This is a genomic window from Nocardia kruczakiae NBRC 101016, from assembly GCF_001612965.1.
In the GTDB taxonomy this organism is placed as follows: Bacteria; Actinomycetota; Actinomycetes; order Mycobacteriales; family Mycobacteriaceae; genus Nocardia; species Nocardia kruczakiae.
Window position 1 is genome coordinate 220,532 of the sequence record NZ_BDBL01000006.1, and the last position, 13,922, is coordinate 234,453.

Consider the following 13,922-nt stretch of genomic DNA (forward strand, 5'->3'; position numbering starts at 1 on the left):
GCCCGGTGTGGCAATGGATTCGCGAAGCTCGCGCCGCACGGGCGCTGCGGCTGCGGTGATTGTCGCGCTCGCGCTGGTGGTGTGGTGCGGCTATCGGAGCGTGCGCACCGACGACACCCTGCGCGTGCAGGTGATCGCCACGCAGGTGGGTGACGGCATCGTGACCGGCTCCGACGTGCGGCTCGACGGCTTGAAGGTGGGCTCGGTCGAGGACATCGTCGGCGCCGGTCCGGATCGGCTTCGAATGACGCTGGCGCTGAACAACTCCCGGTTGCGCGGCGTCACCGATACGGTGTCGCTGCGGGCCGCGCCCGGCAACCTGTTCGGCATCGGTGAACTCGATCTGCGGCGAGGGACGGGAGGCCGCGCGCTGCGATCGGGCGCCGTACTCGAACTGACCGGCGCCGCGGCCGACCGGATGACCGATGCCACCATGGGTGCGCTGCTGCGGCAACTGAGCCGGACCACCACCCAGGTGCTGACGCCGCAACTGGCCGACACGCTGCGGCAGGTGAGTACCGATCTGAAGGCGTTCACGCCGATCTTCCAAGCCATGGTGACCACCGCGCGCGATATCGCCGACACCCAGCGGTACGCCCCGTCGTATCTGCTCCGCCAGTACGGCGCGATCCTGGGCGGCCTGCCTCCCTTTCTCACCGGCACGATCCAGCTTCTGTACAACCTCAACCACATCGAGGCGCTGCGCAGCGACCGCGCGGTCTTCGACAAGACCATCGCCGCCATCACCGACGACCTGTTTCCCGGCGTCTCGCGCACCAGTGCGACCGCACAGCAGTATCTGGGCGTCTACGCCGGATTCCTGACTCCGCTGCTGGCGGCTCTGGGGCACACGGTCTCGACGCCGGAGCAGTCCAGCGCGCAGTTGCACGAACTGCTGACCAGGCTGGAGGCGGCCATGCCGGACGGACCGGCGGGACCGGTGCTGAATCTGACCCTCACCCTCAGCGCGACTCCCGTGCTGTCGTCGATTCTGCTGGGCCCGGCCGGAGCGGAGGGGCGATGAAAAGTGTCGCCTCCATCGCTTGGCGCATGGTTGCCTTCGCGCTCGCCATGGCCGGGCTGCTGGCCGTCGTCGTGCAGGCGATCCAACGCCCCGTCGCCGACGCCGATGTCACGTACACTGCTGTGTTCACCGACGCCAACGGGCTCAAAACCGGTGACGACGTACGTATGTTCGGCGTCGCGGTCGGCAAGGTGGAGTCGATCTCGCTGGACCGTGACTACCGCGCACGGGTGCGCTTCACCGTCCAGCCCCGGCATCCGGTGTATCTCACGAGCACCGTCGCCATTCGGTTCCAGACTCTCATCGGGCAGCGTTATATCGATGTGCGGCAACCGAATTCGGCGGGCGCGTCGCAACCGCCGGGCGTGGACATCCCCATCGGGCGCACCCTCGGATCCTTCGACATCACCGCGCTGTTCAACGGCTTGCAGCCGGTCCTCGCCGAGCTGTCACCGTCGGCTGTGAATCATTTCGCCGAAACGATTCTCGCGGTACTGGACGGCGGCGGCAGCGGGTTGGGGCCCGCCCTGGACTCGATCGAGCGGGTGTCCTCGTATGTGAAAGACCGGCAATCGGTGCTGGCGGTGCTGGTCGCCAATCTTCGGCAGGTCGCCGATCGCATCGACGGCCGGTCGCAGAACGCGATCGTGCTGCTCGACGGGATCGATCACGTATTCGGCGCTCTGGAACAGAAATTGGACGGACTGGTCGATTTCGTGGTCACCGCGCCGTCGGTGCTGACCCCGATCGACAGTCTCGCCGCCACCCTCGGACTGACGCCCGGCGACAATCCGGATCTGGAACAGGCGGTGCGCACCGCCTTCCCCGACCCGCACGCCGCCGCGGACGTCCTCGCCCGGCTTCCCGGCTTACTGCAATCACTCGATGCCGTCGTTCCCCGTACCGGTCAGGAGGTGGACCGAACTTGTTCACACGGCAACGCCGACGTTCCCGGCGCACTCGCGATTCTGCTGAACGGCACGCGCATCTCGGTGTGCAGACGATGAGGCGGCACCGCGTCCGCGCGCTCCTGCGGGCCGCATTCGCCTCCGGTGACAGCCGTCGGCGAGAGGTCCGCCTCGGCCTGCTCGGGCTGGCGCTGGTGGTGGTGCTGCTGGCCGCGGCGGTGGTGACCTACGAACTTCCGCTGGGCAAGCACACCTATCACGCTGACCTGTCGGAAGCCGGCGCACTCACTGTCGGCGACAGCGTGCGCGTGGCGGGTATCCCGGTCGGAACGGTGCGCGGGCTGGACTTGCTCGCCGATCGGGTGCGGTTGAGTTTCACCGTCGATGAGAACGTATTCGTCGGCGACGCCACCACCCTCGATGTCCGCATGCTGACCGCCATCGGCGGCCACTATCTGGCAGTCCTGCCGGCGGGCCGGAAACCGCTGGGGAACACCGTGATTCCGGCGGACCGAGTGCGGCTGCCCTACAGCCTCATGCAGGTATTCCAGGATGCCGCCCACCCGATCGGCGATATCGACGGGGACACCCTGCGCACGAACTTCGCCGCACTCGCCTCGGCGGTGCCGAACAGTCCGGACGCCGTGCGGCGGCTGGGACAGGCGGTGGACTCACTGGTAAACATCATGAACAGCCAGCGCGACGACATCTCGCAGGCGCTGAAGGTCGCCGACATGTACCTCACCGCGATGGACCGGAACAAGGAGCAGGCGTTCCACCTGATCTCGTCGCTGCGTCGCGTAGAAGACACCGTCTTCGCCAAGCATCACGAGATCATCGCCGGTCTGACCATCACCGACCGATTGCTGGCGCGCCTGACCGCCCTGCGCCCGGTGTGGGACAGCTCGCTGAAACCGCTGGTGGACGAAATCGCCGGGATCGTGCCGCAGCTGCGCCGGTTCGGCGCCGACACCGGTGCGTCGCTGGCGGCGGTCCAGCAGACGCTGGAACGGCTGAACCAACTGATCTCTCCGCAGGGCACCGTCGCGGTCGACCGGTCCGCGCAGGTCGTCGACGGCGGCCCGATCTGTGTTCCGCTGCCGGGAGCGGGGTGCTGAGATGAAGCGTCTACTCGCCGGACGTGGATTCATGTCCGTCGCCTGTGTGCTGCTGCTGGCCGTCGTCGTCGTGGCGGGCTATTTTCTCGTCGTCGCGCCGGTCGAGAAGACACGGGCATACTGTGCGACGATGCCCGACGCCATCGGGCTCTACGTGGGCAGTCACGTGACGGTGCGCGGCATCCCGGTCGGCACGGTCACCGCGCTGACTCCGGGTGCCAGCAGTGTGCGGGTCGATTTCCGGATGGCGGCGGACCATCCGCTGCGCGGTGATGTCGCGGCCGCGACCGTATCCGACAGTCTCGTGGCAGATCGCGATCTCGCGATTCTGTTCGACGGGAACGCGTCGGCGACCTGGGATCCGCACCGGTGCATCACGCGCACGCTGACCCCCAAGAGCATCACCGAAACCCTCGATGCCGTATCCAAAGTTGCGGGCGAGCTCGACGGGAAGGGCGATCCCGCTGCGGCGACACGGATCCACGCCGGTGTGGCGGCCCTGCGCGCGGCGACCGCCGGCACGGGCCCCGCGATCAACACACTGATCACCGAGCTCGGCGCGGCGCTGCGTTCTCCGGACGCCGCGACCCGCCACCTCGGCGACCTGATCGACGCGATCTCCGCGCTGTCACAGACTCTGGCTGTCGACTGGGACGACGTCAAGGCCGCCATCGGGCGGCTCGGCCCCGGTTTCGAGTTCATCGACAACTCGATCATGGGCCTGGCCATTCCGATCATCGACCGCGTCGGGCAGTTGCTCGTCTGGGCCAACAGCATCGTTCGCCCCCTCGGCGGGCCCGTTCTCGACGGACTCAAGGCAGCGGCACCCTCCCTGCGCATGCTCGCCGCCGGCGTCGGATCCCTGAAGGAGATCATCACCATGATTCCGCCGATCGTGTCCGCCTTCGGACGGGTCGCCGACCCCGGTCCGAATGATGCGGCGTTGACCTATACCACGCCGAAAGTGGCGCTGCCGCCTGCGGATTCCGCACAGGTGTGTGCCGCGCTGAACGCGCTCACCCCGGGCGGTTGTCCCGAATCCGGCGATCACCCGGCGACGATCGGCCTCGCGCAGCTCCTCCTAGCGGCGACAGGGGCGCGATGAACCGGCTCCGCCCGCCGCGCCCGGGGCGCACCTGCCGGATCCGCTGGGTGTGGCGAATCGTCCCGCTCACGCTGGCCGCGGCGCTGTCGGCGGGCTGTGGTCTCGATCCCGGCTCGATGCCGGTGCCCGGAACGGGGGTGTCGGGGGACACCTACCATGTGCGCATCGAGTTCGCGAACGCGCTGAATCTGCCCGCGCGGGCCAAGGTGATGTCGGCGGGTGTGCGCGTCGGCAGCCTGACCGCGGTCCGGGTGACGAACCCGGGCGCTGGTACGCCGGGTATGGCCGTTGCCGACGTGGAGATTCAACGGTCCGTGCGGCTGTCGTCCGCGACGACGGCACAGCTGCGGCAGAACACTCTTCTCGGCGACATCTACATCGAATTATCCACTCCCGCAGGCAGTAACGGCCGCACTGTCGCGCCCGACGGTGTGATACCGCTGGCGCAGAGCAAACCCGCATTGCAGGTGGAGGACATCCTCTCCGGCGTGGCGACGTTCACCGGCTCCGGTGCGGTAGGCCAATTCCAGGACATCGTCGCCCAGGTCAACGCCGCCATGCCGAGCGATCCGGCCGAGACGTCGCGCGTCGCCGGTGTCCTGGGCGCCGACCTCGCCGATGTCGCCGCGAACCTCGATTCGCTCAGCAGTCTGGGCGATGGAATTCGGACCGATATCCAGGCCATGCAGGACAATGCCGCGCAGCTGACCGACCTCCTCACCCCGGAATCGGCCGCACAGGTCACCGCCGCCTCGGCCTCGGTGGTCCAACTGCTGGGCGTGATCGGCGGGCTGGGCGGTATCGCCCACAGCATCGAATGGCTGGCGCCGCTGGCCGCCTCCGGTGACGTGGCGGCCGAAGCGTTCGTGCCCCTGGTCTTCGGCAGCCGGCCCTTCGATCTGCACGCACCCTCGAATCTGAACCGATTGGTAGCGCTGTTGCGGGACAAGATCATTCCCTACTTCGAACACGGGCCGAAGGTGAACATCACCGGCATCGACCGCGCCGACGCTCCCGCGCTGCCCGCCGACCAGCAGGTGGGCCGAATGCTCGACACACTGCGCATGATCGGAATGGTGCGATGAAACGCGAAACGGCGGCCTCGCTGGGCGCGATCGCGATCGTCCTGGTACTCGGCGCCGGCTATCTCGCCTTCGGTGTGGTCCGCGTCGACTGGCTGCGGGACTACCTGCGGGTCAGCATGGCGCTGCCGAACTCGTCCGGGCTGCTGGAAAAGTCGCCGGTGCTGTATCGCGGGGTGCGGGTCGGTGATGTGACGGCGGTGCGTCCGGCCGATCGCGGCGTCGTGGTGGACCTGCGTATCGAACACGACTACCTGGTTCCCGCCTCGAGTTCGGTCGTGATCGAACAACTGTCGGCGATGGGTGAACCGTATCTCGAATTCCGGCCCGACGCCGCGGCCGGGGCGCCGTACCTCACCGACGGACAACGCCTGGACGCGAAGCAGATCCGCATGCCGGTCTCGATCCCGGACATGGCCGATGCGGTGACCCGCCTCCTGCAGCAGTTCGATCCCCAGGCCCTGAGCGAGCTGATCGACACCCTGTCGCAGGGATTGGCGGGCACCGACCGCATCATTCCCGAACTCGGCCGGTCCACCGGACTCCTGGCGGCGACCCTCATGTCGCGCTCGGGCGAAATGCGCACCCTGCTCGACCAACTGCAGCGCGTTGCCGCCGACAGCGAGTGGATCGGCCCGGCGGTCGCCGCGAGCGGACCGTACTGGGGGCTGTTCGGCGGCAAGGTCAGCGAGGTGGTCGGAGTCGTCGAGAACGTGATGATCCGCAATCACGAGGGCGGCACCATGCCCGAGGACTATGTGCACGGCGACGGCATCCTGCCCTTTCTTAATCGGCTCGTCGATCTTCTGCACGAATCCGGCCCGCAGCTGCAACAGCTCGCGCCGGCGCTGCGGCCGCTCGCCGAATCCGCCACCGCCGCCGCGGGGCGAATCGACTTGAGCACTCTCATATCCCAAGCCCTGCACGCAACCACCGCCGACGGTGCGCTGCACCTGCGGATCGCCGTCAAATAGCACCACGAGGAGACACCCATGGCATCAGCGGTCGACGAGAAGGCCACCACCGAGGCGCCCGCTGCGGCCGCCGGACGCGAGCCGGACGCCGTCCCCCGGACCGTGGGGGTGCGAGTGTCGACGTTGATCGTCGCCGCGGTCGGCGCACTGCTGGTCGCGGCCTTGATCACGGTCGGAGTGCTGTGGGCGCTGGCGCGCGGCGAGCTCGCCGACCGCGACGCCGCGGCCGCCGACGGACATCGCGCCGAACAGGTGGCCACCGACTACGCGCTGGGCGCGTCCACCATCGACTACCGGAATTTCGACGCCTGGCTCGGCAAGCTGAAGGCCGGCACCACACCCGAGCTGGCGGCGAAATTCGACGCCACCGCACCCAAACTGCGCGACCTGCTCACACCGTTGCGATGGACCTCTACCGCCACACCCATCGCCGCCAGGGTCATGTCGGACAGCAACGGCGTGTACGTCGTGAACGCCTTTCTCACCGTCGACTCCACGAGTGCCCAGACACCCGAGGGCGGGACGACCACCGTGACCTACAAGATCACGGTGGACAAGAACGCAGAGTGGAAGATCACCGACGTCGGCAACGAAGGCATTCCGCTGGGCCGAACCGCCAAATGACCGCGTGTCAGCGTTGTCTGCGCTGATGCTCCCTGAGCACCTGGGACCGCAATCCTGAAATCCGGATGTACGGATGCGTACACGGCATCGTCTGGGCCGCTCCGCTGATCGGCGGGTGGATGATCATCAGCCCCTGGGTGGTCAGTGGCAATGTCGCCCATCCCGCGACGATCTGGAGCAACGTGGTCGCCGGTGCGGTCGCCGTGTTGCACGGACTGAGCTCGATGGCACTGGGCATGCGCTGGACTGGATGAGCGCGAACCGCCAACGATGAGGTGCGAGCCGATAACCACTGGGATTCGGCTCGCACCGGACATCCCGCGAGCGAGGCAACCGCCCGTGCGCCGAAGCCGACGCGGATCCCGTCTCGACGATCGGGCTGGCACACATGCCATATCGTCGGTGACTCGCTCGGCGCCTGCGGCTTGGAGCCGGCCGCCTGATCAGCAGCAGCGTCGAGTGCGGCCGGTGATTCGCTGTGCTGGTAGGTGCTTGGGGCGCGGTTACTGCCAGAGGCCGTCGTCGACCACTTCACCGGCGGCCGCGGCAAACGACTCCATGGCGCCGACGAAGTCTCCGCGGTGCGTGGGTGGCATTTGGGCGAGGATTCGGGTGATCGCGTTGTGTCGGCGTCGCATGACCGACTGTAAGAGGTGGCGGCCGTGCTCGGTGATGGCCAGTTGCACTTGGCGGCGATCGGTGGATGACTCCTGACGTCTGAGAAGTTCGCGGGCGACGAGGGGGTCGCAGGCGCGGGTCGCGTTGGAGGGATGGATGCCGACGGCGTCGGCGAGGGCGTTCACATTGATCGGGCCCTGTGTAGCGACGATGACCAAGACCCGCAGTTGCTGCATAGAGAGGAGGTTTTCGACCTCCTCGAGCGAACGTACGGCGATGCCGACCAGCGCCTGCGCGGCGCGCATGACCGCGTGCACCTGAGCGTCGAGCTCTGCCCCGGGTTCGTCTGGTTCGCGCGCTGTCACGAGGGAGACGTTCCCACTTTTGCGTGCGCTTACGCAAATATTGCGCGCTGATGTTTGTTGTCCGGGGTGCCGGGTAGGCGGTGGGCAGAACGGAGGTGTCATGACCGACAGCAAACATAGGTCGCGGGTGGTTGTGGTGACCGGTGCCAGCGGCGGTATCGGGCGCGCGACGGCGGTGGCCTTCGGCCGGCGAGGCGACAGGATAGCGCTGCTCGCCAGGGGCGAAACAGGTTTGGCGGCCGCGGCCGAGCAGATTCGACGGGCGGGCGGCACCGCTCTGGTCGTGCCCACCGATATGGCCGAGAGCGAGCAGGTGACAGCGGCGGCCGAGCGGGTCGAACAGGAACTCGGGCCGATCGATGTGTGGGTGAATGTCGCGTTCACTTCCGTGTTCGCACCGTTCGACGAGATCGAGCCCGCAGAGTTCCGGCGGGTCACCGAGGTCTCCTACCTCGGCTACGTCTATGCCACGATGGCGGCTCTGAAGCGGATGAAGGCCCGCGATCGAGGCACGATCGTGCATGTCGGGTCGGCGCTGGCGTATCGCGGCATCCCGCTGCAGAGCGCCTATTGCGGAGCGAAACACGCCATTCAAGGTTTTCACGAGTCGTTGCGATGCGAACTGCTGCACGAGCGCAGCAGGGTGCGGGTAACCATGGTGCAGATGCCCGCGGTGAACACGCCGCAGTTCTCGTGGGTGCTGTCGCGGCTGCCGAAGCAGGCTCAGCCGGTGCCGCCGATCTACCAGCCGGAGGTCGCCGCCCGCGCTGTGCTCTACGCCGCCGACCACCCGAATCGACGCGAATACTGGGTGGGCGGCAGCACCGCGGGCACGCTGGCCGCCAATGCGATCGCGCCGGGCCTGCTCGATCGTTACCTGGCCAAAACGGGTTTCGATTCCCAGCAGACCGATCAACCCCGCGACCCTGAGCAGCCCGAAAATCTGTGGCATCCCGCCGATGGCGAGCAGGGCAGGGACTTCGGCGCTCACGGCATCTTCGATTCCCGGTCCACCGAACACAGTGCGCAGTTGTGGGCCAGCCAGCACCACGGCACGGTGGCCGCCGCCGTCGCCGGGGCGGCTATGGCGGCGCTGGGCCTGTGGTCCCGTTCGCGCCGGTCCCGGCTGTGAGCGCCCGCGCATCCGGTTCGGCGGTCCGGCGGAGCCGGCTGGCGGGCATCGTCGCCGGCCTATGCGGTGTGACTTTGCTGAGCGCTCCTCGCCGGTTCGTCGGCCCCGCCCCGAGGGCCGTGATCGTGGCGCGGCTGCTCGGCGCCCGATACGGGGTGCAGGGCGCGGTGCTGGTGGTGGCGCCTCGACCGTGGGTGCGCGTCGTGCGTGCCGTGGACCTCCTGCATGCCCTGAGCATGGCCGCATTTCTCGGCTCACCCCGATACCGGCGCCCGGCCCTGGCCAGCGCCGCACTCTCGGTCGGCCTGGCACTGCTGGCCCGGCCCACGTCACCTACAGCCTTCGCGAGGAGATGACCGATGACGATTTCCCTACCTGGTCCCGCTGTTTTCCGCCGCGATGCCGAGCATGCGATCACCGAGGTCCGCACCGGCCGCTTCGAGCGCAGCCTGTCGGCGCTGACCGCCGCTGGTGCGCTGGTGACGGCCGCGGAAATCTTCTTCGAGCATGACCGGGCCAGTTTCGGCAACCGGATGATGTGGTTGCCGGTGGCTTTGGGGCCGGTTGGCGCTACTGCTGGAGTGGCCGGATTCTTCAGTGCGCGAGCCGCCCACACCGTCCTGCCGATCGCTTCGGCGGTCATTGTGGCCAACGGGGTGCAGGGGGTTTATCTGCATGCTCGTGGCATCGGCCAGAAACCGGGGGGCTGGCGAAACGCCCGCTACAACCTGGAGATGGGGCCCCCGCTGCTGGCTCCACTGTTGGTGACGATGGTCGGCGGCATGGGCCTTTTGGCGGCCCTGCTACGGCGGGAGCGCTGATGCGGCGCACGAACATATCGCCGGGAACCACGCCCGGTGGTCGGCAGCCGCGTTTCCCCTATTTCGACGTGCTGGCCCAGGCCGACTATTGGGATCCGGTGACGGCCGGGGTGGTGCTGGCTCGATTGGGGCCACCGCCGCCGATCCGGTTCTTCACCCCCGACGAGGAGGCCGTCGCCGGCCCGCTACTGGATTTGCTGCTCGACCAGCATGATGAACCGAAAGTGCCGGTGCTGGCGATGATCGACTCACGTCTGGCCGAGGCCAGTACCGACGGATGGCGCTACGAAGACATGCCCGAAGACGGTCAGGCGTGGCGGATCAGTCTGGCAGGACTCGACGAAGACGCCCACGACACCTACGGCGCCGGATTCGCTCGCTGCACCGATGAGGCGCGCAAGACGCTGATCCAGACCGTCGCGGACCTGGTCGACAAGTCTTGGCACGGGATGCCCGCCGGCCGAGTGTGGAGCCTGTGGACACGCTACGCGTGCAGCGCCTTCTACTCCCACCCGTGGGCGTGGAACGAAATGGGTTTCAGCGGACCGGCCTACCCGCGCGGATACAAGAACACCGGTATCGATCGGCGCGAGCCGTGGGAGGTGCGCGACCACACCGACGTCGACCCGGTCGCCGAGCCACCGGAGGTGACGCGGTGAAGTGGGGACAGTGGCCGTTGCGCGACGGCGCGGCCGACGCGGTACGGCAACGCAATGCTTCGGCGTGGTTGCTGCCGCTCGGTGACCAGCGCAGCGATCATGGATTGCGCCGCGACATGCGCCGCTTCGCCGATCGCGAGGTCGTCGACGCCGTGATCGTCGGCGCCGGGGCGGGCGGTGCGACGATGCTGCAGCGGTTGGCTCGCGCAGGGTGGAGGGTGGTGGCATTGGACGCGGGCCCGTTCTGGGACCCCGACCGTGACTGGGTCTCCGACGAGGCCGGCTCGCATCAATTGTACTGGACCGAACCCAGGGTCATCGCCGGCGCGGACCCGGTTCCGTTGGGCGCCAACAACTCCGGGCGTGGCGTGGGCGGGTCGATGGTGCACTATGCCGGCTATACGCCCCGGCTGCATCCCAGTGACTTCAGCACCCGCAGTAGCGACGGGGTCGGTGCGGACTGGCCGATCGATTACGCCGATCTCGAGCCCTACTACGACGCGATCGAAGCCGAGCTACCGGTAGCGGGGGAGGACTGGCCGTGGGGAGTCCCGCACACCTATCCGCAGTCGCCGCATCCGGTCGGCGGCAACGGGGAGGTGTTGCAGCGGGGAGCGCGCCGGCTCGCGATCACCACCAAAGTCGGCCCGGTCGCCATCACCAACGGCAGATTCGGGCATCGCCCGCATTGCATCTACCGCGGTTTCTGCCTGCAAGGCTGCAAGGTCAACGCCAAAGCTTCCCCCTTGATCACCCACGTGCCCGACGCCTTGGCCCACGGCGCCGAGATCCGCGCCGATTGCATGGTCACCCGTATCGAGATCGACGACCGCACCGGACAAGCCACAGGTGTGCGGTACGTGCGCGAAGGAGTCGAGCATCTGCAGCGAGCACGCCTCGTCATCGTCGCCGGCTACTCGATCGAAACGCCGCGATTGCTGCTCAACTCGGCCACGCGACGCTTTCCCGACGGACTGTGCAACGACCACGACCTCGTCGGCCGCTACCTCATGGTGCAGGGCGCGCCGCAAACCGCCGGCCGCTTCGACGACGAAGTGCGCATGTACAAGGCACCACCACCGGAAGTATCGAGCGAACAGTTCTACGAAACCGACCCCACCAAGCCCTACGCGCGCGGTTTCTCGATCCAAACGGTGTCGCCGCTGCCGATCACCTGGTCCGAACACATCATCGGACAGGGGCATTGGGGCGCGTCGCTGCGGGAGTACATGCGCGATTACGTGCACTGGTCGTGTCTGGGAGCGCTGTGCGAATTCCTGCCCCGCGCCGAGAACAGGGTCAGCCTGGCCGACGAGACCGACCGCCACGGGCTGCCGATCGCCCGCTTCTCCTACAGCCAGTGCGACAACGACCGCGCGCTGATGCAGGCCGCGCAGTCGGTCATGGAAGACATTCAGCGCGCGGCCGGCGCGCGGGAAGTCATCACCTTCCAGCGATACGCGCACCTGGTCGGCGGTGCCCGCATGGGCGACCGGCCCGAGAACGGAGTCGTCGACGCGGACTGCCGCAGCTTCGCCATACCCAACCTGTACATCACCGATGGAAGCGTCCTGCCCACCCAGGGCGCCGCCAACCCCGCGCTGACGATCATGGCCATCGCCGCCCGCGCCGCCGACCGGCTCATCGGCGCAGCCCGGATCCCCAGCGCACCCGTAGGAGGACGACATCATGCCTGAAACAGTTGCCGATCACCTGCTCGCCCGGCTTCGGCAGTGGGGTGTCGAGACCGTTTTCGGTTACGCCGGTGACGGCATCAATGGACTGCTCGCCGCATGGGGTCGCGCCGAGGACGATCCTCGCTTCATTCAAGTGCGTCATGAGGAGATGGCCGCCTTCGAGGCAGTGGGTTACGCCAAGTTCAGCGGGAGGGTGGGCGTCTGCGCGGCGACCTCGGGGCCCGGGGCGATCCACCTGCTCAACGGCCTGTACGACGCCAAACTCGACCACGTGCCGGTGGTGGCGATCGTCGGGCAGACCAACCGCTCGGCGATGGGGGGATCCTACCAGCAGGAAGTCGATCTGCTGACACTGTTCAAAGACGTTGCCTCCGAATACGTCCAGATGGTCACGGTGCCCGAACAGCTGCCCAACGTCCTCGACCGCGCCATCCGCACCGCCCTGAGCCAACGCGCGCCGACAGCGATCATCATTCCCGCCGACGTCCAAGAACTGCCCTACTCCCCACCGAGCCACGAATTCAAGATGGTGCCCTCCTCCCTGGGTATCGACTTCCCGACACCCACCGTCGACGACGAGGCGATCACCCGCGCCGCCGAGGTCCTCAATTCCGGGAACAAGACCGCGATCCTGGTCGGCCAGGGCGCACGCGGCGCACGCCGAGAGATCGTCGATGTCGCCGACGTGCTGGGTGCCGGCGTCGCGAAGGCGCTGCTCGGCAAGGACGTGTTACCCGACGACCTGCCCTTCGTCACCGGTTCGATCGGGCTGCTGGGCACCCGGCCCAGCTACGAGATGATGCGCGGCTGCGACACGCTGCTCACCATCGGCTCCAGTTTCCCTTACACCCAGTTCATGCCCGAGTTCGGACAGGCGCGGGCAGTGCAGATCGACATCGACGGCCGCTTCGTCGGCATGCGCTATCCCTACGAGGTCAATCTCGTCGGTGACGCCCAGGCGACACTGCGCGCGCTGCTGCCACGGCTGCGGCGGCGCGAGGATCGATCATGGCGGGAGAAGATCGAGAAGAACGTCGACACCTGGTGGTCGACGATGCGGGCCGAGGCGATGGTCGACGGCGACCCAGTCAATCCGATGCGCCTGTTCTGGGAACTGTCGGCACAACTGCCCGCCGACGCCATCGTCACCGCGGACTCGGGCTCCTCGGCGAACTGGTATGCCCGGCACCTGCGCTTCCACACCGACATGCGCGGGTCACTGTCGGGAAACCTGGCAACCATGGGCCCGGGCGTGCCCTATGCGATCGGTGCGAAGTTCGCCTGTCCCGACCGGCCGGCGATCGCGTTCGCCGGCGACGGCGCGATGCAGATGAACGGACTCAACGAACTCATCACCATCAAACGATATTGGACCGACTGGACCGACCCGCGCCTGATCATCGCCGTGCTGCACAACAACGATCTCAATCAGGTGACCTGGGAGATGCGCGCAATGGAAGGCGCACCGAAATTCGAACAGTCCCAACGTCTTCCGGACGTGGACTACGCGGCGTTCGCTGCCGGGCTCGGGCTGGCGGCCGAGACGATCACCGATCCCGACCAGCTCGCCTCGGCCTGGCAACGGGCCCTGTCGGCCGACCGGCCGACGGTGCTGGATGTGCACTGCGACCCGAACTTCCCGCCGATACCGCCGCACGCCACCGTCGAACAGATGAAAGACGCCGCCCTGGCCCTGGCCAAGGGTGACGCGGACAGGTGGGAAATCATCAAACAAGGTCTCAAAACCAAGGCCCAGGAATTCCTGCCGCACCGGACCGCTGAATGACCACAACCG

The 13,922-nt window shown here is 67.5% G+C and carries 15 protein-coding genes; 14 read left to right on the forward strand and 1 reads right to left on the reverse strand.

What is annotated here, in order from left to right; translation table 11 throughout:
• Nucleotides 1-13 precede the first annotated feature (13 nt).
• The 8 genes from NK1_RS06970 (at nt 14) to NK1_RS07005 (ending at nt 7,089) form a co-directional block, all read left to right on the forward strand.
• Nucleotides 14-1,024 (forward strand): MlaD family protein, encoded by a 1,011-nt coding sequence (locus tag NK1_RS06970; protein WP_157104121.1) that lies wholly within the window; start codon nt 14-16, stop codon nt 1,022-1,024.
• Nucleotides 1,021-2,031: an MlaD family protein gene (locus NK1_RS06975; protein WP_063007725.1), complete on the forward strand. Its 1,011-nt coding sequence runs from the start codon at nt 1,021-1,023 to the stop codon at nt 2,029-2,031. Before NK1_RS06970 ends, NK1_RS06975 begins: the two co-directional genes overlap by 4 nt.
• Nucleotides 2,028-3,050 carry an MlaD family protein gene (locus tag NK1_RS06980; RefSeq protein ID WP_063007726.1) on the forward strand — a complete coding sequence of 341 codons (1,023 nt, stop codon included), beginning with the start codon at nt 2,028-2,030 and terminating at the stop codon, nt 3,048-3,050. Before NK1_RS06975 ends, NK1_RS06980 begins: the two co-directional genes overlap by 4 nt.
• A 1-nt stretch (nt 3,051) precedes the next feature.
• Entirely contained in the window at nt 3,052-4,155 is a 1,104-nt protein-coding gene (locus NK1_RS06985) for an MlaD family protein (protein WP_063007727.1), read from the forward strand.
• A complete protein-coding gene (locus NK1_RS06990) occupies nt 4,152-5,240 on the forward strand; it encodes an MlaD family protein (protein WP_063007728.1) in 1,089 nt (362 codons plus the stop codon). The genes NK1_RS06985 and NK1_RS06990 overlap by 4 nt, the downstream gene beginning before the upstream one ends.
• On the forward strand, nt 5,237-6,211 hold the full coding sequence (locus NK1_RS06995; RefSeq protein WP_063007729.1) for an MlaD family protein: 975 nt from the start codon (nt 5,237-5,239) through the stop codon (nt 6,209-6,211). Before NK1_RS06990 ends, NK1_RS06995 begins: the two co-directional genes overlap by 4 nt.
• A gap of 18 nt (nt 6,212-6,229) precedes the next feature.
• Nucleotides 6,230-6,835 carry a hypothetical protein gene (locus tag NK1_RS07000; RefSeq protein ID WP_063007730.1) on the forward strand — a complete coding sequence of 202 codons (606 nt, stop codon included), beginning with the start codon at nt 6,230-6,232 and terminating at the stop codon, nt 6,833-6,835.
• A gap of 65 nt (nt 6,836-6,900) precedes the next feature.
• Nucleotides 6,901-7,089, forward strand: coding sequence for an SPW repeat protein (locus NK1_RS07005; protein WP_063007731.1), 189 nt, complete (start codon nt 6,901-6,903; stop codon nt 7,087-7,089).
• Nucleotides 7,090-7,338: 249 nt separating this feature from the next.
• On the opposite strand, the gene NK1_RS07010 is transcribed toward NK1_RS07005, so the two are convergent.
• Entirely contained in the window at nt 7,339-7,818 is a 480-nt protein-coding gene (locus NK1_RS07010) for a MarR family winged helix-turn-helix transcriptional regulator (protein ID WP_063905920.1), read from the reverse strand.
• A 100-nt stretch (nt 7,819-7,918) separates the two neighbouring features.
• Here NK1_RS07010 and NK1_RS07015 point away from each other — a divergent pair, with 100 nt between their 5' ends.
• From NK1_RS07015 to NK1_RS07040, 6 genes are all read left to right on the forward strand, one after another.
• Nucleotides 7,919-8,950 (forward strand): SDR family oxidoreductase, encoded by a 1,032-nt coding sequence (locus tag NK1_RS07015; protein WP_063007732.1) that lies wholly within the window; start codon nt 7,919-7,921, stop codon nt 8,948-8,950.
• Nucleotides 8,951-9,018: 68 nt separating this feature from the next.
• On the forward strand, nt 9,019-9,306 hold the full coding sequence (locus NK1_RS34250) for a hypothetical protein (protein WP_157104122.1): 288 nt from the start codon (nt 9,019-9,021) through the stop codon (nt 9,304-9,306).
• Between the two features lie 3 nt (nt 9,307-9,309).
• Nucleotides 9,310-9,771: an HAD family hydrolase gene (locus NK1_RS07025; RefSeq protein WP_063007734.1), complete on the forward strand. Its 462-nt coding sequence runs from the start codon at nt 9,310-9,312 to the stop codon at nt 9,769-9,771.
• Nucleotides 9,771-10,430: a gluconate 2-dehydrogenase subunit 3 family protein gene (locus NK1_RS07030; RefSeq protein WP_063007735.1), complete on the forward strand. Its 660-nt coding sequence runs from the start codon at nt 9,771-9,773 to the stop codon at nt 10,428-10,430. Before NK1_RS07025 ends, NK1_RS07030 begins: the two co-directional genes overlap by 1 nt.
• A 116-nt stretch (nt 10,431-10,546) precedes the next feature.
• Complete coding sequence (locus NK1_RS07035; protein WP_084460659.1) at nt 10,547-12,127, forward strand: GMC family oxidoreductase; 1,581 nt, start codon at nt 10,547-10,549, stop codon at nt 12,125-12,127.
• Complete coding sequence (locus NK1_RS07040) at nt 12,120-13,913, forward strand: thiamine pyrophosphate-requiring protein (RefSeq protein WP_063007736.1); 1,794 nt, start codon at nt 12,120-12,122, stop codon at nt 13,911-13,913. Before NK1_RS07035 ends, NK1_RS07040 begins: the two co-directional genes overlap by 8 nt.
• Nucleotides 13,914-13,922 lie beyond the last annotated feature (9 nt).

Excerpts from the sequence above, each read along its gene's own strand:
- NK1_RS07000 (WP_063007730.1), top strand. The coding sequence starts at position 6,230 with ATGGCATCAGCGGTCGACGAGAAGGCCACCACCGAGGCGCCCGCTGCG.
- NK1_RS07025 (WP_063007734.1), top strand. The coding sequence starts at position 9,310 with ATGACGATTTCCCTACCTGGTCCCGCTGTTTTCCGCCGCGATGCCGAG.
- NK1_RS06980 (WP_063007726.1), top strand. The coding sequence starts at position 2,028 with ATGAGGCGGCACCGCGTCCGCGCGCTCCTGCGGGCCGCATTCGCCTCC.
- NK1_RS06975 (WP_063007725.1), top strand. The coding sequence starts at position 1,021 with ATGAAAAGTGTCGCCTCCATCGCTTGGCGCATGGTTGCCTTCGCGCTC.
- NK1_RS07035 (WP_084460659.1), top strand. The coding sequence starts at position 10,547 with ATGCGCCGCTTCGCCGATCGCGAGGTCGTCGACGCCGTGATCGTCGGC.
- NK1_RS07015 (WP_063007732.1), top strand. The coding sequence starts at position 7,919 with ATGACCGACAGCAAACATAGGTCGCGGGTGGTTGTGGTGACCGGTGCC.
- NK1_RS06985 (WP_063007727.1), top strand. The coding sequence starts at position 3,052 with ATGAAGCGTCTACTCGCCGGACGTGGATTCATGTCCGTCGCCTGTGTG.
- NK1_RS06970 (WP_157104121.1), top strand. The coding sequence starts at position 14 with ATGGATTCGCGAAGCTCGCGCCGCACGGGCGCTGCGGCTGCGGTGATT.
- NK1_RS07030 (WP_063007735.1), top strand. The coding sequence starts at position 9,771 with ATGCGGCGCACGAACATATCGCCGGGAACCACGCCCGGTGGTCGGCAG.
- NK1_RS07005 (WP_063007731.1), top strand. The coding sequence starts at position 6,901 with ATGTACGGATGCGTACACGGCATCGTCTGGGCCGCTCCGCTGATCGGC.
- NK1_RS06995 (WP_063007729.1), top strand. The coding sequence starts at position 5,237 with ATGAAACGCGAAACGGCGGCCTCGCTGGGCGCGATCGCGATCGTCCTG.
- NK1_RS06990 (WP_063007728.1), top strand. The coding sequence starts at position 4,152 with ATGAACCGGCTCCGCCCGCCGCGCCCGGGGCGCACCTGCCGGATCCGC.
- NK1_RS07040 (WP_063007736.1), top strand. The coding sequence starts at position 12,120 with ATGCCTGAAACAGTTGCCGATCACCTGCTCGCCCGGCTTCGGCAGTGG.